Raw genomic sequence first — 25,828 nt, 5'->3', positions numbered from 1 at the left:
GGCCCAGCAGTGCCGCACGAACGGCGGAGACTGGGCTCTCGGGTCAAGCCCGAGAGCGACGTGGTGGTTAGGAACTGCCGAAACATCTCCGCCATCTCCCCCATAACTCACGCCGTACCGGGACTTGATCCGGGTACCCAGCGGTGCCGCGCGAACGGCGGAGACTGGACACCCGGGTCAGGCCCGGGTGAGGCGTGAAGTGGGGTGGAGGAGACCGGACGCCCCTTTCAGGCCGCCGCGTTCTCCCCGTGCAGTGCCGCGAGCGCCCGGTCGAGAGCATCGCCTTCAGGGTCACTGAGGGCCGCGTCGAGCAGGGTGCGGAAGGCCCTGGCGGGCGGGCGGGCAGCCTTGCAGGCAGGCACCGCATCCATCAGCAGGTGAAAGTTGCGAATGCCGCGCCGATGGGTGTCGGAGTAGCCGCGCACGACCTTGCCCGCGACCGCGATCTCCCGCGCCAGATCATAGTCGGCCTCCAGCGCATCGCTGATCACGGCGAGCCAGCGGTCGATGCGTTCCTGTTCCTCCGCGAAGCGCAATGTCCTGGGCCGCCAGCCCTTCAGCCGCGACAGCAGCCACATGGGCAGAAAGCCCCTGATGCGGGTCGTGGAGACGTGCATGCCGACGTTCAGCCGGTATCGTACCCCGGCCCGATCCGCCAGCCCGATGGCCCAGCGCCCGAGGGCGGGGGGCAGCAGCGACGCCACCTCGTCCACGCCCGGCTTCAGGAACTCCGTGATCATCACGGGCTCATCGGCGGCGGCCTTCACCTCCGCCCGGACCCGCGCCACCCGTTCGGGGCGGATCTTCAGGTCGGCGACACGGATCAGATCCTCGAACGCCATCCAGACCGCCAGCCGCCGCGTGACTTCCCGGCTGACGGCAAAGGACCGCGACGTGCCGCCGCGCACAGCATCCGCCTTCACCATCGGCTCCAGCCGGTCGAGATAGAAACGCGCGTAGCCGACACCCTGATAGTCGATCAGCCGCCGCGCCCCCTCCCGCGCCAGTTCCTGCAGCATCCCTGGCAGGTTGCGGTTGATGCGGTCTGTCAGGGTCCGGTCGCCCAGCCCGTCATCGTCCGAGACCGCCGTCGTGTCCTTCTTCCCGGCAGGGCGCTCCCCCTGCGCCATCCGGAACCCGAGATCGAAGCCCGCGAGATTGGCTTCCACCGCAATGCCGCCGGAGCGGATCGCATCCTCGAACGCCTCCCGCGGCAACGGCAGCACGTTGGCACCGGCCATGGCACCGAACAGCACGGCATTGATCACGGTGTTCGCGCGCTCCGCCTCTGCCTGCATGTCGAACAGCACCTGCCGCGCCGCCATCTGCTCCGCCGCGCGGCGGACGCGTTCCGCATCGTAGCGCCCGTCCGCCATGGCGGACTTCTCTGCGATGGCATAGATGCGGTGGGTCGAGGCGATCAGCGTAGTGCGGTCGGGCGTGACAAAGCCATTCTCCAGCGCCCGCCCGGCCTCCAGCAATTCGGAGGCAACCATGACATCGACATTGCCGGGACTGGCGGTCAGTCCCATCACCGGCTGCCGGTCGTCACCTTCGGGGCGCTCCATGATCTCGATGTAATAGGTCGTGGCGCCGGTGCGCTGGGCGACACCGGGAATGGAGGTCTGCTGCACCCAATGCCCCGCGCCACCGGCGGCATCCACCAGCCAGCCCGCGAGCACGCCGCCGCCTTCTCCCCCCAGTGCCGCGATCAGGACCGTCGTCGTCCGGCTCTCGCTCACGCGGCATTCTCCTGCCGGGTCGCGTCGGAACTGCGGGAAAGACGACTGATCACCCGATCCCTCAGTCCCTGCCGCCAGCGGTCGAGGCGCCCCGGATTGCGCACGATGTCAGCCTTGAAGAACGACGGGCAGAGCACGGCAGCATGACTGACCTCACCACAGAGACCGCAGCCAACGCAGTCATTGTTCACATGCGCCACCGGATCATCCCGCAGCGGATCACTGGTCGGCTTCACGGAAAGGGAGGGACAGCCGGAGAGACGGATGCAGCTGTGGTCGCCCGTGCAGACATCCTCATCGACGCCGAAGCGGGTGCGGACGACACGGTTCCCGGCCTTCACCTTCGCGCTGACCTCCGGCCTGATCCGGCGCTGGCGGGCAAGCTGGCATTCACCATCGGCGATGATCACCTTCAGCCCGCCGCGTTTCGTCGTCATGGCGTCGCGCAGGGTGCCGATGACCTTCGAGACCGAATAGGTACGCACGTGCCGGATCCATTTGACCCCTACCCCGCGCAGTGCACGTTCGATGTCCTGGCCGTCGGGCTGGAACGCACCACTGCGGATACCGCCCCCCTTCACCGACGACGGGATCGCCTGGTGGCCGGTGGCGGAGGTATAGCCGTTGTTCATGATCACCAGCACGCCGTCATCATCATTGAAGACGGCATTGGCGACACCGCTGGTCAGGCCATTGTGCCAGAAGCCGCCGTCGCCCATGACGGAGACGACCCGCCGGTCCATGTTCGGCCCGATGCCGGTGGAACTCGCCAGACCAAGCCCGTAGCCCAGCACCGTATTGCCGATGTTGAACGGCGGCAGCGTGGAGAAGGTGTGGCAGCCGATATCCGCCGAAACATGAAACTTGCCCACCTTCTGCTCCGCCAGCTTCATGGCGGAGAAGACGGGCCGTTCGGGACACCCGGTGCAGAACCCCGGCGGGCGGGTCGGGATCGGTTCCCCCAGCAGGCGCACGGCCTTTGCCTTCGCATCGACGATCTGCTGGTAGCGCTGAAGCACCGGGGCGAGATCGACACCCTTCGGTACCGCCCCCTCGACGAAGCGGGCCACGCCGTGCAGCACCGCCTCCCCCGTATATTCCCCGGCCGTCGGCAACAGGCCCTTGCCCATCACACGGGTCTGGACGTCCGACTTTCGCAGGATCGCGTTCACCGCCTCTTCCAGGTAGGCTGGCTGCCCCTCCTCCACCATCAGCACCGCGCGCTTCGAGGCGCAGAAGGCCGTGACCTCGCTGGGCACCAGCGGATAGGTGACATTCAGGCAGTAGATCGGGATGGCGCTTTCCCCGAAGGCGTCGGCCAGTCCGACCTGCTGCAGCGCACGGATGACGGCGTTGTACATGCCGCCCTGACAGACGATGCCGACGTCATCCGCCGAACCGTGAAACACCTCGTTCATGTCATGGTCGCGAATGAAGTTCACCGCGGCGGGCCATCGGCGCTCGATCTTGTCCTTCTCCTGCACATAGGTGGCGGGTGGCAGACAGATGCGTCCGTAATCGAAGCTGGGGTCGGCAATCCGGTTCTGGCCGGAGAAGGTGCCACGCCGGTTGTCCTTCGTGGCGAACCGACCGTGCACATGGCAGGCGCGGATGCGCAGTTCCAGCATCACCGGGGTACTCGACGCCTCGGAGAGTTCGAAACCCTGCTCCACCATCTTCACGATCGACGGCAGGTTGGGGCGCGGGTCGAGCAGCCAGATCTGCGATTTCATGGCAAAGGCATGGCTGCGCTCCTGAATGATGGAGGAGCCTTCACCATAGTCCTCCCCGATCACGATCATCGCACCGCCGGTCACCCCGGCAGAGGCAAGGTTGGAGAGCGCGTCGGAGGCGACATTGGTGCCGACCGTGGACTTCCATGTGGCCGCCCCGCGCACCGGGTAATTGACGGAGGCCCCCAGCATCGCCGCGGCACCGGCCTCGGAGGCGCAGGTCTCCACGTGAACGCCAAGCTCATGCATGATCGGGCGGGCATCGTTCAGCACATCCATCAGATGGCTGACAGGCGCGCCCTGATAGCCGCCGACATAGGAAACGCCGGACTGCAGCAGCGCCTTGGTGACGGCCAGAATACCCTCGCCCTCGAAGGTATCACCGTCGCCAAGCCGCAGAAGCTCGACTTCCTTCTTGAAACTGCGTTCAGCCATGTCGCCCCCCGGAACCGGTTCAGGGCCGAACTATAGCGCGTCGCGCCCCGGTTCAGCGACCGTTGATCAACTGGTCCATGGGGCCGAGCTTGTTGACCGAAATCATGTTGCGCACCTTCTGGACGTAGACCTCGCCTTCCTCGGAATACTTGTCCAGGTAGGCAGCGAGATCACGCCCCGTGACCGGCTTGCCGGCGGCGGTGGCTTTCTCGCGCGCCTTGCGCAGGCGCGCGTAGGGACCGGCGGAATTGAGGTTCGTCATGTACCCACGGACAGAGGCAAGCAGGCTGCGATAGCTCCTGACCGAATGGGTCTTGCCCTCCTCCCGGTCCTTCGGAACGATCCCGGCGCCTTCCTTCCAGGTCCACTGGCCGAACAGGGCGTTGCCCTGGAGCGCGAAACGCGAACGGCCCCAGCCGCTTTCCAGCGCCCCCTGCGCCAGTGCCAGCGACGGCGGCACCAGATCGACGCGCCGCATCAGCTCGTCCCAGTCAACCGTCCCGGTCTTGCTGTCGATGGCGTTGTAGCGTTCGGCCATGCCGTTCAGCCAGACCCGGTCGCGCCGCGACATGTCCGGATGATCCCGCAGGGCGATCAGCCGGTCACGGGCCGCGGCGATCTCGCCGTTCACCTGCATCACCAGGGGCAGCAGGGCACGGAAGAACAGGCTCTTGCGCGCTTCGCTCGGCATCTCTCTCGTCCAGTCGCCCGGCAGGGTGACCAGCACGAACGCGGGTGGCGGATCGCCTGCCCGCACGCTCTCCAGCGTGTAGCCGACCGATTCATAACGTGACGAGAGACCGGATACAGTTCGCGGCCGGATCAGCTTGGGCTGGGACAGGATCAGGGGGCGCGACGTTGCCTTGAGCGGCGCCCGCAACTGCGCTGACGGCTGCATGTTCATGACCAGCGCCGCCATGCCGAGTACCGGCAGCACAACCGCCAGAATGACCAGCAGATGCAGCAGAACCGGCGGGGTGGTCCGCGTCTTCTCCGTCATGATGCGGGCTGGGTCAGTCGTGCGGTCGATACGCCTTCGATCCAGGCGTCGTCGAAATCCCGAAACCGGTTGGCGACAATGATATCGCGCAGCATCTCCACATACTCCTCACCCGTCTCGGCGTAGCGGGTCAGGCCCCCGGCCAGGGTCCAGCCATCCACAGGCTCACCCGCCGCACGCAATGCCGCGCGCCTTGCCCGCAGCTCCTCATAGGCAGGATGCCTGTTGATGTTGCGCATGTACATCTGAACCGACTGAAGCAGACTGCGGAACGCCCTGACCTCGAAGTTCTCGCCCTCGGCGCGTGCATGCGGCACGATTCCGGCTCCCTCCGACCAGGTGCGCTGGCCATAGAGGGCATTGCCGCGCACAGCGAAGCGCGACCGTCCCCAGCCGGACTCGGTGACGGCCTGGGCCAGTGCCAGGGAGGGCGGCACGATATCGACACGCATGCGCAGGGCGGCGATCTGCGCCGCCGGTTCCCCAGCCTCGACACGGTAGTCCGCAACCAGTTCCGCCAGCCAGGCGCGGTGTTCCCGCGTCAGCGGCAACCGCTGTTCGATCAGCCGATGCTCCAGCTCCAGCACCCGCTCCCGCTTGGCCAGCAGGCGGGTATTGGACTCCAGCACCAGTGGCAGCACCAGACGGATGAAGGTCTGTTTCATCGTGGCGACGTCATTGATCTGCCGCAGGGTTTCCGGCAGTTCGGACACGAACACCGCAGGCACGGGCGCATCGCCGCGCCGCACAGCCGCGAGGTCATAGTCCAGCTTCCGCAGTTCCCAGTTCGAGGCCGCAGCAAAACGGGCTGCAGCCGCTCCATCAACCGTTGAACTCAGATCCTGGGGCGAAGCCATCGCTTCCTGCCCGGCCATACTCAACAGAAAACCAGCACAAGCAACGACAGCGGCCGCCCGAAAGCGTCCGACACGTTTCATTGCACACTCTTCCTCTCAACCTTCCGACCGCTCATACCGCAGGTCGGGTCCCGTTCATCGCCTGGCCCTGTGCCGCCGGACAATCCATGTCCGGCAGTTCCCCCCTTCAGACCGCGCGAACCTCATTCACTTCCGGCACGTAATGCCGCAACAGATTTTCGATGCCATGCTTCAGCGTCATCACCGAACTCGGACAACCAGCGCAAGCACCTTGCATGGCCAAATACACGATTCCCTCGTCAAAGCCATGGAATACGATGTCACCACCATCCTGAGCGACAGCAGGCCGCACGCGGGTATCCAGCAGTTCGACAATCTGTTTCACGATCTCGCCGTCGGCACCGTTGGCTTCAGCATGACCGCCGGAATCGCCGATCACCGCGCCTTCGCTCATCACCGGCAGACCGGCAGTGAAGTGCTCCATGATCGTGCCGAGGATCGATGGCTTGATGTGGTGCCACTCGACATCCTCCCGCTTGCTGACGGAAACGAAGTCCTGTCCCAGGTAGATGCCGGTCACGCCATGGACCGCGAACAGACGCTCCGCCAGCGGCGACACCTTGGCATCTTCCGGCTTGCGGAAATCCGCAACACCCTCTTTCATCACATCAACGCCGGGAATGAACTTCAGCGTCTGCGGGTTGGGTGTCGGTTCGGTCTGGATGAACATGGGTTCCTCCGGGTTGTCAGTGCGATCAGGTTGCCTGAACCGTTCAAGCGCTTATGTGGCGCAGAGCGCCCCGCAATCAAGCCGGGACAATGAGTACTCAGTCAGAGGCCGTCCCATGAGCGAGGCGAACATGCCACAAAGCCGCGAAGAGGCAAGCGTGAATATCATCACGACAGGCTGGCGCGCAGACGCGACGGCCCGGTGGCTGCTGGATGATCTGCATCGCCCGAATGCGGAACTCGATTTCCTCACCGACCTCTGCGCCCGGCTCAACACGGAAGGCATGGACCTGCAGCGCGCGTTCTGCGGGCTGCTGTCACTGCACCCGCTCTATGTCTCCCGCAACCTGATCTGGCGACCGGATCGGGAGGCGGAGGTGGTGCTGCGCGGTCATGATGCCATGCAGTCGGAGTATTACCTGAAGAGCCCGATCCATCTGATCCATCAGGGGTCACCGCAGGTGCGCCAGCGGCTCGACCTGGATGATGACCTGCTGGAGTTCGACATCTGGCGGGAACTGAAGGCAGAGGGCGCGACCGACTACATCGCCCTGCCCATGCGGTTCTCCACCGGGGAGGTCAATGTCATCTCCTTCGCCACCCGGCGTCCCGGCGGCTACGACGCGGCTCAGATCGAACGTCTGAAGGAACTGGCACCGCTGATGTCGCTGCGTTTCGAGCTGATGAATGCCTACTTCGCCACCGGCAGCCTGCTGGGCACCTATCTGGGTGAGGCCGCGGCGCGGCGTGTGCTGGCCGGCACCATCCATCGCGCCGAGGGCGAGGCCCTGCGTGCCGCGATCTACCTGTGTGACCTGCGGGGCTTCACCCGCCTGTCGGACAGGCTGGAGGGGCCGGAGATCATCGAGATCCTGGACGATTACTTCGACTGCATGATCGAACCGGTGAAGGCGATGGGCGGCGAGGTGCTGAAGTTCATGGGCGACGGCATGCTGGCGATCTTCCCGATGGATGACCGCACGGCCTGGCTGGCCAGCCATTCCGCGCTTGCTGCCGCGGTGGAGGGGGTCGCCAACCTCGCCGATCTGAACAGGAACCGGAAGTTCGAGGGCAAACCGGAACTGAAGGTCGGTATCGGGCTGAACGTCGGTGACGTGATCTTCGGCAACATCGGGTCAGCCGATCGCCTCGACTTCACGGTGATCGGTCGCGCGGTCAACGAAGTCAGCCGCGTGGAGACCCTGACCCGCCCCCTGAACCGCCCGATCCTGATGACGGAAGCCTTCGCGAAGCTGGCGTCGCAGGGCACGAAGCTGGAGTCGCTCGGGTTTCACGTGCTGCCCGGTGTCTCGCAGCCGTCGGAAATATTCAGCCCCGCGTAGCCGATACCGTTCCGGAGTCCTGCCTGGCCTCGAAGGCCTGGAACCCGTCCTCGAACGCCGGAATGATCTCGACGATCCGGAAGTAGGGGACGGTGAAGAGGGGCGTGTCCCGAAGCCGCTCGACAGCTAAATAGTAGGCTTCCGGTGAGGCCGCCTGGAGCATTGCCACGTCGCTGACCCGGCCGCTGAAGGCCTCCGCATCGAAATAGCGCAGCCGCACCGTGTCGTCTGGAAAGGCCGTCGCGAACGCTGCCTCCGCGATTCCGGACCTTTCGGCGCGTGGCAGCGCCAGCCAGGCCGGGGTGGTCATCAGCAGGACGAATGCGGTGAATGTCATCAGTGAGATCCTTCGGTTGCTGTGCCAACACAATTGTGAGCAATTGCTCACTTCAGCAACTCGCATTCGGAGGTCGTCGCCGGAGAGATGGTTCACAGCCCGAGAAAGCAGCCCTCCCAGGCCCGTGCGCAGGTCACCCAGGCCGCGATCGTGGAGGCTGCGGCTCGCATTCTGGAATCGGACGGGCAGTCCGGCCTGACCACAAATCACATTGCGCAGCGCGCGGGCGTCAGCATTGGGTCGCTGTACCAGTACTTCCCGAACCGGGACGCGATCCTTGCCGCCCTGATCCGGCGGGAACGGGAAGTGCTGGCCCACGCCGTCAGCGCCGTGCGGTCGGAGGCCGATCCCGACCGGGCATTTGCCCGCCTGATCGACACGGCGCTGGCGCACCAGTTCGCCCGACCACGGCTGGCCCTGGCACTGGAACATGTCGAACAGGCGCTGGGACTTGAAGCGGAAGCGGTAGCGCTCGCCGACCGGCTGTCAGCGGACACCCTGGCCGTGCTGCGCAAACGCAGGCCGCAGACCACACCGTGCGAGGCTCAGGATGCCGTTGCCATCTGCAAGGGCCTGATCAATGCCGCCGCACTGGCGGGTGAAACCGATGTTGAAGATATCGGCGAACGGGTATTTCGGGCGGTCAACGGATACCTCGACCGCCCGTGACCCCCATTTCAGCCATGTCCGTCGCGTTTCACGCAGGCGGATCGCAGGGCACCGTATCCATCTTCGCGGGCACGGACACCTCGAGAATCTGGAAGTCGTCGGAGGTCTCCAGCTCGTTGTGCTTCATGCCGCCGGGAATGAAGATCGACTCGCCCGCGCTGACGCGAATCGTCTCGCCGGTTTCGAATTCCAGATCGACCCAGCCGCTGGTGCAATAGACGTACTGCGCCTCGCAGACGTGATAGTGCCAGCCGGTGGATTCCTTCATCCCCTCCCGCGCCGTGGTCAGCTGCGCGCGCATCAGGCCACCTGTCGCATCGGTGACGCCCATGTCCTTGTATGTGAAGAAGGCGCGGCGGCCCGACGCGTCGGGCAGTTCCGACGGCACCGCGTGAACCATCTTTCCGAGCTTCGGTGCGTTTGACTGGTCGTTCATGGCTGTATCCTCCCCCGGACACTTGGTGATTGTTGTTTCAGCCCGCATTCTACACCGGTCGCATGCAGAAGTCAGGAGATTGCCGTGACGGAAGGACACTATCCCAGAGACCTCGCCGGTTACGGAAGGCGGCTGCCCGACCCGCAATGGCCCGGCGGCGCAAGCATCGCAGTGACATTCGCCGTGAACTACGAGGCGGGCGGAGAACTGTCGGTGCTGCACGGCGACGACACGTCGGAAGGGATGCTGAACGATATCGGCTTCCCCGCGGTCATCGGTGCGCGATCGATGCTGGCGGAAGCGGCCTTCGAATATGGCAGTCGGCGCGGCATCTGGCGCCTGCTGGACGCCTTCGAGAGCCGGGGCCTGCAGGCCAGCATCCTGGCCGTCGTCAGCGGCCTGAAACACAATCCGGAGTTCGTCGCGGCCATTGCCGAAGGCGGGCACGAACTGGTCAGCCATGGCTGGCGCTGGATCGACTACCAGCATGTCGATGCAGCGACGGAGCGACAGCACATCGCCGACGCGGTCGCCGAGATCACCCGGCTGACAGGCTCCCCCCCGGTCGGCTGGATGACAGGTCGCCCCTCCCCGGACACCCGCCGGTTGCTGATCGGGCATGGCGGTTTTCTCTATGACCGCGACAGCCTGAACGACGAACTGCCGTACTGGCTGCACGAACACGGGCACGATCATCTGGTCGTCCCCTATTCCTACGAGACCAACGACAACCGCTTCAACGAGAACAGCGGCTTCAGTACGGCCGACGACTTCTTCCATTACATGCGGGATGCCTTCGATGTGCTCCGGGCGGAAGGGCGCGCCGGACAACCGCGCATGATGTCCATCGGGCTGCATGACCGGCTGATCGGCAGGCCTGGCCGGATCGGGGGCCTGACACGCTTCCTGGATCACATACAGTCCTTCGACGATGTCTGGGTCTGCACAGGGCAGCAGATCGCGGAGCACTGGCGGACAACGCATCCGCCCAGAGGCTGAACATTCACCAATCGCAACCAGGGAGAAACCGATGACGGCACCAGCAGGCAAGGAACTGGCAGGCGGATGCGCCTGCGGCAGCATCCGCTATCAGTCGGGCGGCAAGGTCTTCTACATGGGCAACTGTCATTGCCGCGACTGCCAGCGAGCCACGGGAAGTGCCTATTTTCCGGCGCTGGTGATCGCGGAGGATGACTTCGTGCTGCTTCAGGGCGCGCCGAAATGGCATGAGGTCACCGCCGACAAGGGCCACGCCATGCACCGCGCATTCTGCCCCGACTGCGGCTCGCCCCTGTTCCTGAAGAACGGGGCATCGCCGAAGACCCGCGCCCTCTATGCCGGCAGTCTGGACGATCCGGGTGTGTATGCGCCTTCAAGGAACATCTATGTCGGCAGCGCCCACGCCTGGGATGTCATGGATCCGGACCTGCCGAGCGACGAGAAGATGCCGGACTGGTAAGGCCGCACGCCCCGATCGCGGATCAGATGCCGAACAGGTCGTTCAGGTTCAGCACCTTGTGGATCGCGATGGTACGGTCAGCGGCGATGTCGAACCTGGTCGACGGATTGAACTGTTCCACCGTCGTGCCCGAACTGTCCCGTTTCACCAGCCGCTTGCAATAGGCCTCCACCTGGTCGTCCTCACCATGGACCTGGATGACGACATCGTCGCCCGTACGTACCGGACGACGGCCGGAGACATAGATCAGTTCCCCGTCCTCGAACCGCGGCGACATGGAATCCCCGACGATGTAGAGCGCATAGATGTCCACCGCCGTGGCGATGCCCGGCGGGCGGCGCACCCGGTCGATGGGGGAAGAGGTATCAAGCTGGAACGCGCCCTTCAGGCTTCCCGCTGCTGTCCCCATGACCGGAACATCCAGCGGCATCTCGCTGCGCGCCGGAGGCATCGGCACATCCTCGCCACTGACGATCGGGGCGGCAGCGGCGGGCACGCCAGGCACGTCCGGCGGTGACTGAACAGGGCCACGCCCGGTTGCCAGCCATTCGAAGGAGCAATCCAGAACCCGCGCCAGCTTCTCCATCGTGTCCCGACGCGGATTGCGCGATCGGCCACGACGAATGTTGCGGATGATCTCGGGCCGACCGGCAGCCAGCATCGAGGCCCGGTAGTCCGTCAGGCCCTTGTCGCGCAGTCTCCGGTCGATACGTTCCAGAAGTTCGTTGTTCTGCATACCGGATGAATACACATCATCCAAGGCCAAAACAAGTTAAAATTACCGAATTTTCTACTCACGCAGATACTTTACCGAATGGTTTTCTGGACATGAGACAACCTGCCAACGGGAACCACCATTCCTGCAGAGTGCACGCCCGCCCGCTTCAGCCTCTTATCGCAGGCGGAATTCTGGTCCAATCTGTTGCCTGTCTGTTAGACCTTTGTCATTCCGTCCGTTGACGGAACAGCACTGGCCCGCGACCGGACAGTGGAACGCTCTACGCCTTTGAGGGGGACGAAACCGCATGAAGATCTGTATCTATGGCGCAGGCGCGATCGGGGGCTATGTCGGGGCGATGCTGTCGCGTGCAGGTGCGGATGTAAGCCTGATCGCCCGGGGGCCGCATCTGGCGGCGATCCGCGAGAACGGCCTGCGGCTGAAATCGGCGGAGGATGATTTCACCGTCCACCCACGGGCAACCGATGATCCGTCCGAGCTGGGGCCACAGGACTATGTGCTCCTGACGCTGAAGGCCCATGGCGTGCGTGCCGTCGCGGATGCCATGCAGCCGCTGCTCGGCCCTGACACGGCCGTCGTCACGGCACAGAACGGCATGCCCTGGTGGTACTTTCACGGGCTGGAGGGCAAGTATGCCGGGCAACGGCTGGTAAGTGCCGATCCGGGCAATGAGCTCTGGGACAAGATCGGGCCGGAGCGGGTGATCGGCTCCGTCGTCTGGCAGGCGGCGGAGGTTCCCGAGCCCGGCGTTGTCCAGCTCGGCTACGGGGAGCGCCTGTCCCTGGGGGAACCGGACGGATCGAAGTCCGACCGCATCCAGGCCCTGTCATCCGCCCTGGTCAATGCCGGCGTGAAGGCCCCGATCCGCCCCAACATCCGCAACGAGATCTGGGTCAAGCTGTGGGGCAATCTCAGTTTCAACCCGGTTTCGGCCCTGACGGGCGCCACCCTGGTGGACATGGCACAGGATGCCGGTGTCGGATCGGTGATCCACACGATGATGACAGAGGCCAAAGCTGTCGGCGAAGCACTGGACGTGCGTTTCCCGATGACGGTGGAGAAGCGTATCACCTCAGCCGAGAAGGTCGGCGCGCACAAGACATCGATGCTGCAGGACCTGGAAGGCGGGCGCACGATGGAGATCGAGCCGATCATCGGCACCGTGTCGGAACTGGGCCGCATCACCGGCATTCCGACACCGATCATCGATACGGTCTATCATCTGACCGTATTGCGGGCGAAGCAGGCAGGCTGCTACACGGCCTGACGGACGTTTGGGGGAGAGCGACATGAGCGACTGGCAACAGATGAGCGACGAAGAGGTCGAGCGCCACTTCAATCCACGTGTGGCCTCGCCGGATGCCGCGAAGCATCTGGAGCACTTCATTTCCGAGTCCGCAGCCGCACGCAACCGCCAGGACATGCGCCGCAACATCTCCTACGGCCCGCATCCGCGCGAAGTCTACGACATCTTTCCCGGACCCGTCGGCAGCCCCATGCATGTCTTCATCCATGGCGGATACTGGCGTGCCCTTTCCAAGGACGAGCACAGTTTCGTGGCGGAACCCTTCGCCGGTGCCGGGGCGACGGTGGTGCTGATCAACTACCCGCTCTGTCCGGAGGTCACGCTGGACGGCCTGGTGGATTCGGTCATGCGCGGCATTGCCCATGCCGCACAGCATGCCGCCGACTACGGCGCATCGACCGACGGCATCCATCTGAGCGGCCATTCCGCCGGCGCGCACCTCAGTGCAGTTGCCGTTGCGCACGACTGGACCACACATGGACTGCCCGCGGATCTGATCCGTTCCGCCGTCCTGCTTTCCGGCATCTTCGACCCCCGTGCCGCCATGCGTACCTCCATCAATGCGGAGATCGGCCTGACAGCGGACGTTGCGGCGCGCAACAACATCCTGACCGAAGCTTTCAGCCCCCGGCCCGGCATCGATCTGCTCGTGGCGGCAGGCGGTGACGAACCGGACGGATGGATCGACCAGTCCAACAGCTATGCCAGACTGCATGGCGTGGCGCGGGAGGTGATGCTGGTGCCGGGAACCAACCATTTCACCCTGATGGAGGCTGTCGCGGCCCCGAAGTCCGTGCTGACCCGGACAATGCTCTCCATGATGGGCCTCTGACCCTGATCCAGCCCGGGCAGGATCACCGTCTGCAACAGCCCGCTATCATTCGCGGTGCGATCTGCTAAGCTGCTGCTGCGGTCTGGAATACGTGGACCAGACTGCTGAATGGCCTCCTGACTGCGGCAGCAACACCCGGTCACGGATGGCAACCATTTCCTCGAATATTCCGCCTCGATACCGGCACGGTCACGGGTGCACGCCTTCATGCGTGCCCGTTGCCTGACCTGCCGTTCCTGCCGTGCGTCGGCAAGATGGCACATGGTTCACCAGAGAGGGATTCCCGCATGTCCGCATTGGCGGCAAGACACACTCACTTCATGGCCCTGCTTGGCGCACTGCTGCTTTGTGTGGCCGGTCTGTCCGCCAGCGCGGCAGAAACCGTGATTCCGGACAATGCCCACACGGTCGGCTCCCGTTCCGGCTGGAACTGCGATACCGGGTTCCGCCGGTCGCGCGATGCCTGCGTCAAGATGAACGTGCCCGACAACGCCTTCGAGACCGACAAGACCTACGGGCGGGGCTGGGACTGCATGCGCGGGTTCAAGGAGGTCAGCGGGCAGTGTGAACCCATCGACATGCCGACCGGTGCCATTCTGAACAGCTCCGGCGATCGCTGGACCTGCGGACGCAGGTTCCTGCAGACCCGGAACGGATGCGAGCCCATCACCGTGCCCCGCAACGCCTACCTTGTGGGCTCCTCCTACGGCACCCCATGGCGCTGCGATCGCGGCTACCTCCAGAACGGAGACCGGTGCGAACCCATCGTCATTCCGGCCAACGGCTTTCTCAGCGCTCAGGGCACGGAATGGGAGTGCGCGCGCGGTTTCCGCCCGAGCGACACGGCATGTAAAGCCATCCAGGTGCCCCGGAACGGGTATCTGTCCGGCGTCAGCTATGGCTCGGGATGGCTCTGCGACAGGGGCTTCAGGGCCACGGATACTGCCTGCGAGGCCATCGTCGTACCGGCCAACGGCTATCTCGACGACTCGGCCTATGGCAAGGGCTGGAAATGTGAGCACGGTTTCAGTATCAAGGGTGACGGTTGTGTCCGGATCGCCCTGCCCGACAATGCGCATCTCGACTATTCCGGCAACGACTGGAACTGTGATCAACCTTATCGCCGCCGTAACGGTGCCTGTCAGCGCTGACACCGCAGCATCCGGGCTACGCATCTCGGTTTTGAAATCTACCACAAAGTATGCAACTGTACCTCGACGTAACAACGTGGTGAGCCAACTCACCCACAGGCAGCCGTCGATGGGGGCCTGCGCGACAGGGGGTATTTCCGATGCGTTCGGGCATGCGGGACGAAATTGCACGACTTAAGCGGGAACGTATTCTGGAAGAGGCAAGACAGCTCTTCTTCGAACAGGGTTACCAGGGCACCACACTGGATCAGGTCGCCCGTCGCCTTGAAGTGACAAAGCCCTTCATCTATTCGCACTTCGAGAACAAGGCGGCTCTGCTTGGTGACATTGCGGAGCGCGGCACGCGGCTTTCGCTGAAGGCCATTGCCGATGCCCACGACCGCAAGGGCGATCCGGCCGAACGGCTGGGCCAGGCCATTCGCGAGTTCTGTCACGTGGTCATGGCCCATCAGGCCAACATCGCGGTCTACTTCCGGGAGGACAAGTACATCCCGGCTGCGGCAAGCAGGCGGATCGACGAGATGCGGGCCGAGTTCGACAAGAAGCTGGCAGCCCTGCTGCAGGAAGGTCTGGAACAGGGCATCTTCAAGGTCGACGACGTCCGCCTGGCCACCCTCGCGGTCGGGGGAATGATCTCGTGGATGTTTACCTGGTACCGCACGGGCGGGCGGCTCAGCGATGAACACATCGCGGACCAGATGATCGAACTCGTCATGCGGACAGTGGGTTACAACTCACCGAAGGACGCAGGACAGCTGACAGACGCGGCAGTCTAGACTGCCGGACGTCACACCCCGGGGAGGAAACGACATGACGGTGCCAGCCTATGACTGGATTGCCCATCACGCCGGCTATCAGCCCGATGCCCGCGCCATCATCGACCTGCATTCGTCGCGGCAGTTCAGCTATCGCGAGATGGATCAGCGGGTTGATCGCTGTGCGCTGTTCCTGGCCAATGAATGCGGTGTCGGACGCGGCGACCGGGTGGCGATGCTGGCGCACAATTCCTCCGACCACTATGAGGTCGAGTTTGCCTGTCGGCGTATCGGCGCAATCTTCCTGCCGCTGAACTGGCGGCTCGCCGTGCCGGAGCTGGAATTCATCGTAGGCGACGCCGACCCGCGTGCGCTGATCGTCGGCGAGGAATTCATGGACGCCGGTCAGGCAATTGCCCGGACCTGTGGCACACCTCACCTGATCGGCTGCGCTGACGGCGCGGACAGTGCCTACGAACAGGGACTGGCCCGGTCCAACGGAAAATGCCCCATCGCCGACCTGACCCACGATGACACCTGGGCGCTGGTCTATACCTCCGGCACCACGGGCCGGCCGAAGGGCGCGCGCGTGACCCACGGACAGGCGTTCTACAATGCGGTGAATTCCGCCATGAAGTGCGAACTGACCCGGCATTCCGTCAATCTTGCCTTCCTGCCGATCTTCCACATCGGCGGCCTGCAGCTCTTCGCCAACGGCATCTTCCACATCGGCGGCGCCAACATCGTCATGCGGACCTTCGACCCGCTGCAGTTCCTGAACCTGCTGTCCGACGCAGATCTGGCGATCAGCCATGGTTTCGGTGTCCCGACGAACTTCCTGTTTGCCAGCCAGTTGCCGGAGTTCAGGACCGCGGACCTCTCCCGCCTCGTCACCATTGGCGTCGGTGGTGCCGCCTGCCCCCGCTCCCTGCTGGAGACCTATGCCGAACGCGGGATCATGCTGCAGAACGGCTGGGGCATGACCGAGACCTGCACCCTTGGCACGCTGCTGTCGAAGGACCGCGCGCTCGACAAGATCGGCTCCGCCGGACAGGCGGCCATGCATACATCCATCCGCATCGTCGACCCCGACGGGCAGGATGTCGCGACCGGGGAAACGGGCGAACTCTGGATCAAGGGGCCGACCATCACGCCCGGATACTGGAACCGGCCCGACGCCAACCGCGACTCCTTCACCGACGGCTGGTTCCATACCGGCGACGCGGCATGCATGGATGACGAGGGGTTCGTCACCATCGTCGACCGCTACAAGGACATGTTCATCTCGGGCGGGGAGAACGTCTACCCGGCGGAGGTGGAGAACGTGCTCTACCAGCTCGACGGCATTGCCGAGACCGCCGTCATCGGTGTCCCCGACGAACGCTGGGGGGAAGTCGGACGGGCCTTCGTGGTCAAGAAGTCCGGCTCCAACCTCACCGAGGAAGCGATCACGACGCATTGCCAGGACAACCTGGCCCGCTTCAAGGTGCCGAAGTCCGTACGATTCATGGACGAACTGCCCCACAATGCGACCGGCAAGGTGACAAAGCACGAACTGCCGCGCGACTGATTTCCGGAAAGCCGAGGTCCGACAATGATCACGCCCATGCTGGCCGACTTCCTGAAAGCGCTGCGGGAAGCCGACCTGAAGATCTCGCCTGCCGAAACGCTGGAGGCACACAAGGCCATCGACCTTGTGGGTTTTGGCGACCGGGAACTGCTCAAGGACACGCTGGCCATCACCCTGGCCAAGTCGGAGCTTGAGAAGGAATCCTTCGACGACTGCTTTGAACGGTTCTTCGCCATCCAGGATTTCGATGAGGAGACAGGACCCGCGAACGACGACAACCCCGACGCTGCCGATCGGGAGGAGGCCAGCCCGTCCGACGACTCCCCCGGAGGCGACGGCATGCAGGGTGGCGAAGGCGGGGAAGGCGGCCAGGGCGAAGGCGGCGGCGGTGGCGCGGGCGGTGCCCCGACCACGGCGGAGCCATCCGGTGACCTGACGAGCCTGTCCGAACTCTCACGCATGCTGCTGGAGAACGACCGGGCCGGGCTGGAGACCCGACTGGCGGAAGCGGCAGAGGAATCCGGTGTCCGCGAGATCGTGCTGTTCACGCAGATCGGCCTGTTCACCCGCCGCATCGCCGAGGGGATGGGGCTGGAGGAACTGGACGACGATCTGGCCGACCTGCGCGATGCCGGACTGGCCGGCGATCAGGCTGCGGAGGGTCTGGGTCAGCGCCTGAACCAGGCGCGGGGCCGGATGATGGAGCGGCTGCGCGACTATGTGGAAAAGCAGCTTGCCCTGCAGGCCGCCGGCCAGAGCCGCCGCATCCGGGAGGAAATGCTGCAGAAGATGCGGCTGACCAATGTGGAACGGCGCGACTTCGTGCAGATGCAGGAACTGGTGCGCAAGATGGCGAAGAAGCTGGTGGTGCAGCATTCCCGCCGACGCAAGAAGTCCAACCGGGGCCAGCTGGATGTGCGCCGGACCCTGCGCCACAACCAGGCCTATGACGGCCTGATCATGGAACCCAAGTGGCGGCGGACGAAGATCGACCGGCCGGATGTGCATGTGCTGTGCGACGTTTCCGGTTCGGTCGCCAATGTCTCCCGCTTCCTGCTGATGTTCCTCTATTCGCTGCAGGAGGTACTGCCGAAGGTCCGTGCCTATGCCTTCGCGGGGGAGCTGCGGGAAGTCACCCGCCTGTTCGAGACACGCGGCATCGAGGAGGCCGTGACGACGGTACTGGAGGATTTCGCCTACATGTCCACGGACTACGGGCGCTCCCTGCTCGATTTCCGCGACATCGCGCTGGCCGACGTGGACTATCGCAGCACGGTCATCATCCTGGGCGACGCGCGCACCAACTACGGCGAGCCGCGTGCCGAAATCGTCCGCACGATCTATGAACGCTCGAAGCGCCTGATCTGGCTGAACCCGGAGGGACGGCTGCAATGGGGTACCGGCGATTCCGAGATGCCGCGCTACGCCGCCAGTTGCCACCAGGTGGAGGTCTGCAATTCACTCCGCCACCTGGAACGCATCGTCGACCGGGTGCTGCGCGCGGCGATGTAGCGGCGGCGCCCTGCCCTCAGTCCCCGCCGGCAAGCGCCTGTGAAATATCAGCCTTCAGGTCTTCCGGATTCTCCAGCCCGACCGACAGGCGCAACATGCCTTCGCTGATGCCGATCCGGGCGCGGTCCTCCGCGGAAATGGCGCGGTGCGTCGTGGTGGTCGGGTGGGTCACCAGGCTCTTGGAATCGCCAAGGTTGTTGGAGATGTCGATGATCCGCAGACGGTCCATGAAGCGGAACGCGCCCTGCTTGCCGCCAGCGATCTCCAGCGTGATCAGGGTGCCGCCAGCAGTCATCTGACGTTCGCGCAGTTCCCGCTGCGGGAAATCATCCGCACCGGGCCAGATCACCCGTGAAACACCGGGCTGAGCCGACAGGTGCGCCGCCACCTTCGCTGCATTTCCGCACATGCGCTCCACGCGGAGCGTCAGCGTCTCCAGCCCCTTCAGCAGCACCCAGGCATTGAACGGACTGAGGGCCGGGCCGGTATGGCGCAGGAACGGCATCAGGGAATTGTCGACGAAATCCCTGCTGCCGAGCACGGCGCCACCCAGCACGCGTCCCTGCCCGTCGATGTGCTTGGTCGCCGAATAGACGACGATATCGACACCATGGTCCATCGGGCGCTGCAGCACAGGGGTGGCAAACACGTTGTCCACCACCACCCGCGCGCCGGCCGCATGGGCCAGATCGGACACGGCACGCAGGTCGATCAGGTCGAGCGTGGGATTGGCCGGTGTCTCCAGAAAGACCACCGCCGCGCCGGGTTTCAGCGCGTCGGCCCATGCGTCGAGGTCCGTCCCCTCCACCAGCACACTCTCGATTCCGAAGCGCGGCAGGATCTGGGTCAGGATGTGGTGACAGCTGCCGAACAGGGCGCGGGAAGCCACCACTCGGTCACCTGTCTTCAGCTGCGACATCAGAGCGGCGAAGACCGCGGACATGCCGGAGCCGGTGGCGAAGCAGGCCTCCGCCCCCTCCATCAGCCGCATCCGTTCCTCGAACATCGCGACGGTGGGATTGCCGTAGCGGGAATAGACGAAGCCGTCCTGTTCCCCCTTGAAGCGCGCCTCCGCATCCGCCGCCGTCTCGTAGACGAAGCCGGAGTTCAGGAACAGCGCCTCACTCGTCTCGCCGTTGGCCGAGCGGTCCAGACCGCCCCGCACCAGCCGGGTCTCCAGCTCCCACTGCGCCGCCGCATCGGCGACGTCTCGTGTCACTGCTGCCTCCAGGGCAGTCCCGCATGCTTCCAGCCGCCGACATTGCCGCGATGGCCATCACTGTCCGCATTCCCCTCGAAGCCTTCCAGAATGTTGTAGCAGGCCTGGAAACCAGCGGCCGTCAGCGCCTTCGCGGCAGCCTTCGAGCGCACACCCGAGCGACAGAGCAGGTAGACCGGCTGGTCCTTCGACACACCCTTCGCCTCGACGGCGGCAACGAAGCCTTCGTTGACCTTCATCTCCGGATAGGCCTGCCATTCGACGAACAGCGCTTCCTTCGACACCGGCGCCAGATCCGGCACGCCGACAAACTGCCACTCCGGCACGGTGCGCACATCCACCAGAACCGCTCCCGGCTCAGTCTTCAACGCGGCGTAGGTGTCCGCCGGGCTGCGATCGCCCGCATATCCTTCAGTCATATCCTTGATGCCCCTCAGATACCGTCACCTGCGACACCTTCATGGATGCCGCATTCTGTCTTGTCCTGTCCCCGCCAGCGCCCGGATCTGGGATCCTCGCCCGGCCTGACCCTGTCGGTGCATGGCATACAGCCAACGGAAAGAAAACCGTCAGCTTCCAGCGGATGACGCGGCAAATTGTGATGCCTGAACCAGTCATTGATCCGCTCGGGTGTGAAGCGGGCCAGCGGATTGAACTTCACACGCCCGCCGACAGCCTCCACCGCAGGCAGGTAGCGCCGGGTTTCCGCCTGATAGGCCTTGCGGCCCGTGATCCAGGCGTCGAAGCCGTTCAGGGCGCGCTCCAGCGGCTCCACCTTCCGGATGTGACAGCACAGGTTCGTGTCGCGGTCGAACAGCATCTGGTCCGCATCAAGCTGCTTCACACGACGCGGATCGGGCGCGACCGTGCGCACGTCCATCAGCCCCAGACGCGATGCGAGCTGGTCGCGATAGCGCAGGGTCTCACCGAACAGCCTGCGCGTATCGACGAAGGTGACCGTGATCGACGGATCGACCTCCGCCACCATATGCAGCAGAACCGCTGCTTCGGTCCCGAAGGAGGACACCAGCGTCAGCCTGTCACCGAACGCGTCCCGCGCCGCGGCGATCAGGTCCATCCCCTGCATTTCGCCACAGGTCCGATTCAGCTCGAACGCGCGGTTCGAGGAACGGATCAGCCGTTCGATATCGGGAAAGGGCTGGCGGGTCTGAAGCGACATGTCGGCGGCTCCTCAGGAGGCGATGGCCGAAGCCGCCACCAGATGGCGGCGGCGATAGGCCGGGACGCGATCATCGGCGGCGGGTTGATAGACGGTGGAGAACCGCCGTGCATTGCGCAGCCAGCTCTCGACATTGGTGTCGTCCGGCACTTCCACGGCATCGACGCCGCAGCGCAGCAGATACAGGTACTGGTCGGCGATCACCGGCCCACGGGCGCGGATTTCCCCATCGAAGCCGAAGCGTTCGCGGATCAGGCGCGCCTGGGAGAAGGCCCGCCCATCCACCATCGACGGAAAGGTCAGGACGATGGCCGCGATGCGGTCATCGTCATCCGCCAGCAGGTCCGGATCGGCGTCGTTCGGCAGGATGACACCCACCGCACTCTTGCCGCGCAGGGTATCGCGCTCCGCCAGCCAGAGGTCCAGCGGGACAAGCACGCCGCCGGGTTTCAGGGCATCGGTCAGGGTGTCGACGGTGGTCCAGCGGTCCTGGATCAGTCGCCCGTTCTTAAGCAGTGCCATAGAGAGCCTCCTTGAAAGGGGTCTGGCCGAGGCGGTTCAGGGTTGCGATGAAGCTCTCGCCGTCCTGGCGCACCGACAGATAGGTTTCGATGATGGTTTCGATGGCATCGACGATCGCGTCGGAGGCGAAGCCGGGACCAATGATCCTGCCGATTGCCGCATTCTCGTCGGCCTGACCGCCCAGGGTGATCTGGTAGAATTCCTCACCCTTCTTGTCGACGCCGAGGATGCCGATATTGCCGACGTGGTGATGCCCGCAGGCATTGATGCAGCCGGAGATGTTCAGGCTGATCGAGCCAATGTCATGCAGCCGCTCCAGATCGGCGAACCGCTCCGAAATCTGCTGCGCCACGGGGATGGAGCGCGCAGTGGCGAGGCTGCAGTAGTCCATGCCCGGGCAGGCGATGATGTCGCCCAGCGTGCCGATGTTCGGGGCATCCAGTTCCACCGACCCCAGCGCCAGCCAGAGGTCGTAGAGGTCGTCCTGGCGGACATGCGGCAGCACCAGGTTCTGCTCATGCGCCACCCGCACCTCGCCGAACGACCAGCGGTCGGCATATTCGGCAACGGCATCCATCTGCTCCGCCGTCGCGTCGCCCGGAATGCCGCCTGCGGGCTTCAGGGAGATGTTGGCGATGGCATATCCCGCCACCTTGTGGCGGCGGACATTGCTGGCCACCCAGCGGGCGAAGCCGCGATCCTCGAACTTGCGCGCCTCGAAGGCGGTGGAGACTGCATCCAGCACCTCGAAGGCAGGCGGTGTGAAGGCTTTGCGGATACGGCTGATCTCCTGCGCCGGCAGTGCCAGAGCGCCATCGCGGATATCCGCCCATTCCGCCTCGACCGCATCGCGATAGGCGTCGGCACCGATCTCGTGCACCAGGATCTTGATGCGTGCCTTGTACTTGTTGTCGCGCCGACCGAAGCGGTTGTAGACCCGCAGCATGGCCTCCAGATAGCTCAGCAGGTCGGCGGCCAGCAGGAATTCGCGGATCTTCTTCGCGATCATCGGCGTGCGCCCCAGACCGCCACCGGCCCAGATCTCGAAGCCGACTTCCCCGTCCGCGCCCTGCACCAGCACGATGCCGATGTCGTGTACCTTGATCGCGGCGCGGTCACTGACGGCACCGGTCACCGCGATCTTGAACTTGCGCGGCAGGAAGGTGAATTCCGGGTGGAACGTGGACCACTGGCGGATGATCTCGCACCAGATGCGCGGATCTTCCAGCTCGTCCGCTGCTGCCCCCGCGAACTGGTCGGCTGTGGTGTTGCGGATGCAGTTGCCGGAGGTCTGGATGGCATGCATCTCGACCTCGGCCAGCTCGGCCAGGATGTCCGGCGTCTCTTCCAGCTTCGGCCAGTTGAACTGGATGTTCTGGCGGGTGGTGAAATGGCCGTAGCCGCGATCATAGACCCGCGCGATCCGCGCCAGCTTCCGCATCTGGGTGCTGGACAGTACACCGTAGGGCACCGCGACACGCAGCATGTAGGCGTGCAGTTGCAGATACAGGCCGTTCATCAGGCGCAGGGGCCGGAACTGCTCCTCCGTCAGTTCGCCGGAAATGCGGCGACTGACCTGGTCCCGGAATTCCTCGACCCGTTCATTCACCAGGCCGCGATCAAGCTCGTCATAGACATACATGTCTGTTTCTCCCGCTCGCTGCGCTCAGGCAGCCTGATATCCAAGGTCGGTACGAACCGATGGTCCACGCGTCCGCAGGGTTTCGCGATATTTCACCGGGTGGAGGCTGCCATCCGCCTGCCGTTCCACCGTGATCTCGTAGGGACCGACCACGAGACCCGCGTCCGCTTCCGCCCGCGCCAGCAGCGCCGCCGTCTCGTCCCTGCTCTCCGATACGACCGCATCCCCGATCCGCGCCGACCAGCCGTCTGTCGTCAGAAAGATCACCAGACCGTCGCCGAGCCGGTTCGCCGTGATGATTTCGAGTGCCATTGCGTGAATCTCCAGTGTCTCAGAGTGCCAGCGCCAGGCGGTCCTGAACCGCCGCGGCGTCAATTGTCTCGCCGGTCACCTCGCCGATGATCAGCAGTGCCGGGGTCACCACCGCCTCCCGCTCCACCAGATCGGGCAGCTGGTCCAGCCGACCGCGCAGCACGCGCTGGGTCGGCAGGGTCCCGTTCTCGATCACCGCCACGGGGGTTCCCGGATCGCGGCCATGCGCGATCAGTTCGCGGGCGGAGGTGCGGGCCGTATCGATGCCCATGTAGATGGCGAGTGTATGGTTCGCCTGTCCCAGCGCCCGCCAGTCCAGATCCGGTCTGCCGTCCTTGCCCTGACCGGACAGGAAGGTCACCGCGCTGGCCTTGCCGCGATGGGTCAGCGGGAAGCCTGCGGAGGCGGCACAACCGGCTGCCGCGGTGATGCCGGGCACCACCTCGACCTCGATGCCGTGCGCGCGCAGATGCGCGACCTCTTCCCCACCGCGCCCGAAGACGAAGGGGTCGCCCCCCTTCAGGCGCACGACCAGATGCCCGGCCGCCGCTTCCGCGACCAGAATGTCGTTGATCTGTTGCTGGGTGCGATGGTGGTGACCACGAGACTTGCCGACATAGACCAGCCGGGCGTCACGGCGCGCGAGGTCCAGAACCCCCTCCCCCACCAGCTTGTCATGCACGATCACGTCTGCCTGCTTGAGCAGCCGGTGCGCCTTCAGTGTCAGCAGTTCGGGGTCGCCCGGTCCTGCGCCAACGAGGGCCACCCGACCGACCGGATCCGTGACTTCGCCCTGATTGACCAGTGCGAGCATGTCCTGCCGGGCGGAACCTGCATTGCCATCCAGCACCTTGCGGGCGACCGGACCGGACAGGAAACCCTCCCAGAATTTGCGGCGCGCCTTCGGTGTATGGCGGATGGCTGCCACCGCGCTGCGAAAACTGTCCATGAAGCCTGCCAGCGCACCGAGCTGTGCCGGCAAGGCCGCCTCCACCGCACCGCGCACCTGGCGGGCAAGCACAGGTGCCGCGCCGCCAGTCGATATGGCAACGGTCACCGGGTCACGGTCGACGATCGCAGGCATGGTGAAATCGGACAGGGCCGGACGGTCAACGACATTCACCGTCACGTGCGCCGCACGGGCGGCGGCGGCGACACGGGCATCCTCGGCCTCGTCCTCCGTGGCGACGATCGCCACCGCGATGCCGGTCAGGTGAGACGCATCGAATTCGGTCTCGATCAGGGTGACCTGGTTGCCATCGACAAGGTCGCGCACGCAGTCATCTGCGTCACGCGACACAACGCGAACGTTCGAATGCGCCGCAATCAGCAGCCGCAGCTTTGCCGCCGCCGCGTCGCCGCCGCCAACCAGCAGGGCCTTGCGATCCCTGAGTTTCAGGAAGATCGGAAACGCCTGCATGGTCAGGCCCCTCCCCGTACAGGATGGAGCCGGCACCACTGCATGGCATCGAACGTGACTGAATTTCCTGGGATCATTGTCCCGAACTCCGTGCCTCGAAAGGGCCCACGGAGTTCGCTCCGTGGCGCTTTAGCATTTGGTAACGCGGGTGCAAGCTGCCCGATCAAATTCCGCGGGCCCGTCGGATCGGTGGGCCAGTCCGTGGCGGTCAGCGCATTCCCATCAGGTGATGCTGTAAGACCGGAATATTTACGTGCCGTTGTTCGCATGAGAATGATTTCATCCTCATGACACGTAAGTCAATATAAATATCTTCCTTTCACGGTATATATTTTATATTACATTTTTTGACTGTCTAATCCAGCGTTTGAGCTCATGCATCTCCGTTGCACCGGCAAAGCTGAAGCCCAGCAGGACCTTGTCGATCACGCCGTCAGTGAGCAGCGGAAAGCCGACGATCCGGATACTGCCGAACGAGACATTGTTGCCGAAGTAGGGAAGCTCGATCGAGCCCGGCTTCAGGTCCGTGGCAATTGCCGTCAGGAAATCCCAGAACGGCGATCCCTTGCCCGTGCCCGGCCCTTCGGTCACATCCTGACCGGTTGGGTCATAGGACAATTGCTGCACGACCTTGGTTCCGACGAGACGGAAACGGAAGCCGTCTCCGTCCATCGCGACATCAATCAATGCGATATGCGCCAGCAGCCGTCTGATCTCGGCAGGATCGATATCCTGCCGCGACGGAAGCCGCCCGTCCTGGCACTTGCTTCGCCAGTAGGCCTCCAAGAGACTGAGAATATCGTCCGACATTGATCTCCCCCTTTACGCAAACGCAACTTGCAAGGGCAAGGGCAAGGGAAATGCCAGAATTGGATGATTGTTAATCTCCTGTTAGGGGTGTGACGCC

At 64.4% G+C, this 25,828-nt stretch carries 26 protein-coding genes; 10 read left to right on the top strand and 16 right to left on the bottom strand.

Going from position 1 to position 25,828, the window contains the following annotated elements:
* Nucleotides 1-227 precede the first annotated feature (227 nt).
* The 5 genes from QGV55_RS04600 to QGV55_RS04580 all read right to left on the bottom strand — a co-directional run bounded on the left by QGV55_RS04600 (nucleotide 228) and on the right by QGV55_RS04580 (nucleotide 6,518).
* The gene (locus tag QGV55_RS04600; RefSeq protein ID WP_281018024.1) at nucleotides 228-1,742 is read right to left on the bottom strand and encodes an indolepyruvate oxidoreductase subunit beta family protein; all 1,515 of its coding nucleotides are present in this window, start codon (nucleotides 1,740-1,742) and stop codon (nucleotides 228-230) included.
* Nucleotides 1,739-3,910 (bottom strand): indolepyruvate ferredoxin oxidoreductase subunit alpha, encoded by a 2,172-nt coding sequence (locus QGV55_RS04595; protein ID WP_281018025.1) that lies wholly within the window; start codon nucleotides 3,908-3,910, stop codon nucleotides 1,739-1,741. The genes QGV55_RS04600 and QGV55_RS04595 overlap by 4 nt, the downstream gene beginning before the upstream one ends.
* 52 nt (nucleotides 3,911-3,962) lie before the next feature.
* Nucleotides 3,963-4,910 (bottom strand): glucosaminidase domain-containing protein, encoded by a 948-nt coding sequence (locus QGV55_RS04590; RefSeq protein ID WP_281018026.1) that lies wholly within the window; start codon nucleotides 4,908-4,910, stop codon nucleotides 3,963-3,965.
* Nucleotides 4,907-5,767: a glucosaminidase domain-containing protein gene (locus tag QGV55_RS04585; RefSeq protein ID WP_281018027.1), complete on the bottom strand. Its 861-nt coding sequence runs from the start codon at nucleotides 5,765-5,767 to the stop codon at nucleotides 4,907-4,909. Before QGV55_RS04585 ends, QGV55_RS04590 begins: the two co-directional genes overlap by 4 nt.
* A gap of 187 nt (nucleotides 5,768-5,954) precedes the next feature.
* Complete coding sequence (locus QGV55_RS04580; RefSeq protein ID WP_281018028.1) at nucleotides 5,955-6,518, bottom strand: NifU family protein; 564 nt, start codon at nucleotides 6,516-6,518, stop codon at nucleotides 5,955-5,957.
* A 115-nt stretch (nucleotides 6,519-6,633) separates the two neighbouring features.
* On the opposite strand from QGV55_RS04580, the gene QGV55_RS04575 reads away from it, so the two are divergent.
* Nucleotides 6,634-7,860, top strand: a complete 1,227-nt coding sequence (locus QGV55_RS04575) for an adenylate/guanylate cyclase domain-containing protein (protein ID WP_281018029.1) — start codon at nucleotides 6,634-6,636, stop codon at nucleotides 7,858-7,860.
* On the opposite strand, the gene QGV55_RS04570 is transcribed toward QGV55_RS04575, so the two are convergent.
* Nucleotides 7,847-8,197: a darcynin family protein gene (locus tag QGV55_RS04570; protein WP_281018030.1), complete on the bottom strand. Its 351-nt coding sequence runs from the start codon at nucleotides 8,195-8,197 to the stop codon at nucleotides 7,847-7,849. The two genes, QGV55_RS04575 and QGV55_RS04570, sit on opposite strands and share 14 nt — an antisense overlap.
* An 87-nt stretch (nucleotides 8,198-8,284) precedes the next feature.
* Between QGV55_RS04570 and QGV55_RS04565 the strand changes: the two genes are divergently transcribed.
* Nucleotides 8,285-8,866 (top strand): TetR/AcrR family transcriptional regulator, encoded by a 582-nt coding sequence (locus QGV55_RS04565; protein WP_281018031.1) that lies wholly within the window; start codon nucleotides 8,285-8,287, stop codon nucleotides 8,864-8,866.
* A gap of 28 nt (nucleotides 8,867-8,894) precedes the next feature.
* Here the strand turns inward: QGV55_RS04565 and QGV55_RS04560 are convergent, their stop codons facing one another.
* On the bottom strand, nucleotides 8,895-9,302 hold the full coding sequence (locus tag QGV55_RS04560; RefSeq protein WP_281018032.1) for a cupin domain-containing protein: 408 nt from the start codon (nucleotides 9,300-9,302) through the stop codon (nucleotides 8,895-8,897).
* A gap of 84 nt (nucleotides 9,303-9,386) precedes the next feature.
* Here QGV55_RS04560 and QGV55_RS04555 point away from each other — a divergent pair, with 84 nt between their 5' ends.
* Entirely contained in the window at nucleotides 9,387-10,301 is a 915-nt protein-coding gene (locus QGV55_RS04555) for a polysaccharide deacetylase family protein (RefSeq protein WP_281018033.1), read from the top strand.
* Between the two features lie 31 nt (nucleotides 10,302-10,332).
* Nucleotides 10,333-10,761 (top strand): GFA family protein, encoded by a 429-nt coding sequence (locus QGV55_RS04550; protein WP_281018034.1) that lies wholly within the window; start codon nucleotides 10,333-10,335, stop codon nucleotides 10,759-10,761.
* 22 nt (nucleotides 10,762-10,783) lie between these two features.
* Here QGV55_RS04550 and QGV55_RS04545 read toward each other — a convergent pair whose 3' ends face one another.
* Nucleotides 10,784-11,497: a S24 family peptidase gene (locus QGV55_RS04545; RefSeq protein ID WP_281018035.1), complete on the bottom strand. Its 714-nt coding sequence runs from the start codon at nucleotides 11,495-11,497 to the stop codon at nucleotides 10,784-10,786.
* A gap of 289 nt (nucleotides 11,498-11,786) precedes the next feature.
* Between QGV55_RS04545 and QGV55_RS04540 the strand changes: the two genes are divergently transcribed.
* From QGV55_RS04540 to QGV55_RS04515, 6 genes are all read left to right on the top strand, one after another.
* On the top strand, nucleotides 11,787-12,767 hold the full coding sequence (locus QGV55_RS04540; RefSeq protein ID WP_281018036.1) for a 2-dehydropantoate 2-reductase: 981 nt from the start codon (nucleotides 11,787-11,789) through the stop codon (nucleotides 12,765-12,767).
* A gap of 22 nt (nucleotides 12,768-12,789) precedes the next feature.
* A complete protein-coding gene (locus QGV55_RS04535) occupies nucleotides 12,790-13,638 on the top strand; it encodes an alpha/beta hydrolase (RefSeq protein ID WP_281018037.1) in 849 nt (282 codons plus the stop codon).
* Between the two features lie 287 nt (nucleotides 13,639-13,925).
* Entirely contained in the window at nucleotides 13,926-14,789 is an 864-nt protein-coding gene (locus QGV55_RS04530) for a hypothetical protein (protein ID WP_281018038.1), read from the top strand.
* 152 nt (nucleotides 14,790-14,941) lie between these two features.
* Complete coding sequence (locus QGV55_RS04525; RefSeq protein WP_281018039.1) at nucleotides 14,942-15,565, top strand: TetR/AcrR family transcriptional regulator; 624 nt, start codon at nucleotides 14,942-14,944, stop codon at nucleotides 15,563-15,565.
* A gap of 34 nt (nucleotides 15,566-15,599) precedes the next feature.
* Entirely contained in the window at nucleotides 15,600-17,114 is a 1,515-nt protein-coding gene (locus QGV55_RS04520) for a long-chain fatty acid--CoA ligase (protein WP_281018040.1), read from the top strand.
* A gap of 24 nt (nucleotides 17,115-17,138) precedes the next feature.
* The gene (locus QGV55_RS04515) at nucleotides 17,139-18,626 is read left to right on the top strand and encodes a VWA domain-containing protein (protein ID WP_281018041.1); all 1,488 of its coding nucleotides are present in this window, start codon (nucleotides 17,139-17,141) and stop codon (nucleotides 18,624-18,626) included.
* A 16-nt stretch (nucleotides 18,627-18,642) separates the two neighbouring features.
* Here QGV55_RS04515 and metZ read toward each other — a convergent pair whose 3' ends face one another.
* The 8 genes from metZ to QGV55_RS04475 all read right to left on the bottom strand — a co-directional run bounded on the left by metZ (nucleotide 18,643) and on the right by QGV55_RS04475 (nucleotide 25,731).
* Complete coding sequence (metZ, locus tag QGV55_RS04510) at nucleotides 18,643-19,845, bottom strand: O-succinylhomoserine sulfhydrylase (protein WP_281018043.1); 1,203 nt, start codon at nucleotides 19,843-19,845, stop codon at nucleotides 18,643-18,645.
* Complete coding sequence (locus QGV55_RS04505; RefSeq protein WP_281018044.1) at nucleotides 19,842-20,264, bottom strand: rhodanese-like domain-containing protein; 423 nt, start codon at nucleotides 20,262-20,264, stop codon at nucleotides 19,842-19,844. Before QGV55_RS04505 ends, metZ begins: the two co-directional genes overlap by 4 nt.
* A gap of 14 nt (nucleotides 20,265-20,278) precedes the next feature.
* Nucleotides 20,279-21,025: a phosphoadenylyl-sulfate reductase gene (locus QGV55_RS04500; RefSeq protein ID WP_281018045.1), complete on the bottom strand. Its 747-nt coding sequence runs from the start codon at nucleotides 21,023-21,025 to the stop codon at nucleotides 20,279-20,281.
* A gap of 12 nt (nucleotides 21,026-21,037) precedes the next feature.
* Nucleotides 21,038-21,547 carry a DUF934 domain-containing protein gene (locus QGV55_RS04495; RefSeq protein ID WP_281018046.1) on the bottom strand — a complete coding sequence of 170 codons (510 nt, stop codon included), beginning with the start codon at nucleotides 21,545-21,547 and terminating at the stop codon, nucleotides 21,038-21,040.
* Nucleotides 21,534-23,189 carry a nitrite/sulfite reductase gene (locus QGV55_RS04490; RefSeq protein ID WP_281018047.1) on the bottom strand — a complete coding sequence of 552 codons (1,656 nt, stop codon included), beginning with the start codon at nucleotides 23,187-23,189 and terminating at the stop codon, nucleotides 21,534-21,536. The genes QGV55_RS04495 and QGV55_RS04490 overlap by 14 nt, the downstream gene beginning before the upstream one ends.
* 24 nt (nucleotides 23,190-23,213) lie before the next feature.
* Nucleotides 23,214-23,501, bottom strand: a complete 288-nt coding sequence (locus tag QGV55_RS04485) for a DUF2849 domain-containing protein (RefSeq protein WP_281018048.1) — start codon at nucleotides 23,499-23,501, stop codon at nucleotides 23,214-23,216.
* A 19-nt stretch (nucleotides 23,502-23,520) separates the two neighbouring features.
* Complete coding sequence (cysG, locus tag QGV55_RS04480; protein WP_281018049.1) at nucleotides 23,521-24,921, bottom strand: siroheme synthase CysG; 1,401 nt, start codon at nucleotides 24,919-24,921, stop codon at nucleotides 23,521-23,523.
* A 333-nt stretch (nucleotides 24,922-25,254) separates the two neighbouring features.
* A complete protein-coding gene (locus tag QGV55_RS04475; RefSeq protein WP_281018050.1) occupies nucleotides 25,255-25,731 on the bottom strand; it encodes a PAS domain-containing protein in 477 nt (158 codons plus the stop codon).
* Between the last annotated feature and the right edge of the window lie 97 nt (nucleotides 25,732-25,828).

Origin of the sequence: Minwuia sp. IMCC3009 (assembly GCF_029909415.1) — a bacterium.
GTDB lineage: Bacteria > Pseudomonadota > Alphaproteobacteria > Minwuiales > Minwuiaceae > Minwuia.
The sequence above is the reverse complement of the archived record's forward strand: the minus strand, read 5'-3'. Positions and strand labels throughout refer to the sequence as shown.

Coding starts and splice junctions, on each gene's coding strand:
- QGV55_RS04595 (WP_281018025.1), bottom strand. CDS start 3,910: ATGGCTGAACGCAGTTTCAAGAAGGAAGTCGAGCTTCTGCGGCTTGGC.
- QGV55_RS04590 (WP_281018026.1), bottom strand. CDS start 4,910: ATGACGGAGAAGACGCGGACCACCCCGCCGGTTCTGCTGCATCTGCTG.
- QGV55_RS04585 (WP_281018027.1), bottom strand. CDS start 5,767: ATGGCTTCGCCCCAGGATCTGAGTTCAACGGTTGATGGAGCGGCTGCA.
- QGV55_RS04580 (WP_281018028.1), bottom strand. CDS start 6,518: ATGTTCATCCAGACCGAACCGACACCCAACCCGCAGACGCTGAAGTTC.
- QGV55_RS04575 (WP_281018029.1), top strand. CDS start 6,634: ATGAGCGAGGCGAACATGCCACAAAGCCGCGAAGAGGCAAGCGTGAAT.
- QGV55_RS04570 (WP_281018030.1), bottom strand. CDS start 8,197: ATGACATTCACCGCATTCGTCCTGCTGATGACCACCCCGGCCTGGCTG.
- QGV55_RS04565 (WP_281018031.1), top strand. CDS start 8,285: ATGGTTCACAGCCCGAGAAAGCAGCCCTCCCAGGCCCGTGCGCAGGTC.
- QGV55_RS04560 (WP_281018032.1), bottom strand. CDS start 9,302: ATGAACGACCAGTCAAACGCACCGAAGCTCGGAAAGATGGTTCACGCG.
- QGV55_RS04550 (WP_281018034.1), top strand. CDS start 10,333: ATGACGGCACCAGCAGGCAAGGAACTGGCAGGCGGATGCGCCTGCGGC.
- QGV55_RS04545 (WP_281018035.1), bottom strand. CDS start 11,497: ATGCAGAACAACGAACTTCTGGAACGTATCGACCGGAGACTGCGCGAC.
- QGV55_RS04540 (WP_281018036.1), top strand. CDS start 11,787: ATGAAGATCTGTATCTATGGCGCAGGCGCGATCGGGGGCTATGTCGGG.
- QGV55_RS04535 (WP_281018037.1), top strand. CDS start 12,790: ATGAGCGACTGGCAACAGATGAGCGACGAAGAGGTCGAGCGCCACTTC.
- QGV55_RS04530 (WP_281018038.1), top strand. CDS start 13,926: ATGTCCGCATTGGCGGCAAGACACACTCACTTCATGGCCCTGCTTGGC.
- QGV55_RS04525 (WP_281018039.1), top strand. CDS start 14,942: ATGCGGGACGAAATTGCACGACTTAAGCGGGAACGTATTCTGGAAGAG.
- QGV55_RS04520 (WP_281018040.1), top strand. CDS start 15,600: ATGACGGTGCCAGCCTATGACTGGATTGCCCATCACGCCGGCTATCAG.
- QGV55_RS04515 (WP_281018041.1), top strand. CDS start 17,139: ATGATCACGCCCATGCTGGCCGACTTCCTGAAAGCGCTGCGGGAAGCC.
- QGV55_RS04505 (WP_281018044.1), bottom strand. CDS start 20,264: ATGACTGAAGGATATGCGGGCGATCGCAGCCCGGCGGACACCTACGCC.
- QGV55_RS04500 (WP_281018045.1), bottom strand. CDS start 21,025: ATGTCGCTTCAGACCCGCCAGCCCTTTCCCGATATCGAACGGCTGATC.
- QGV55_RS04495 (WP_281018046.1), bottom strand. CDS start 21,547: ATGGCACTGCTTAAGAACGGGCGACTGATCCAGGACCGCTGGACCACC.
- QGV55_RS04490 (WP_281018047.1), bottom strand. CDS start 23,189: ATGTATGTCTATGACGAGCTTGATCGCGGCCTGGTGAATGAACGGGTC.
- QGV55_RS04485 (WP_281018048.1), bottom strand. CDS start 23,501: ATGGCACTCGAAATCATCACGGCGAACCGGCTCGGCGACGGTCTGGTG.
- cysG (WP_281018049.1), bottom strand. CDS start 24,921: ATGCAGGCGTTTCCGATCTTCCTGAAACTCAGGGATCGCAAGGCCCTG.
- QGV55_RS04475 (WP_281018050.1), bottom strand. CDS start 25,731: ATGTCGGACGATATTCTCAGTCTCTTGGAGGCCTACTGGCGAAGCAAG.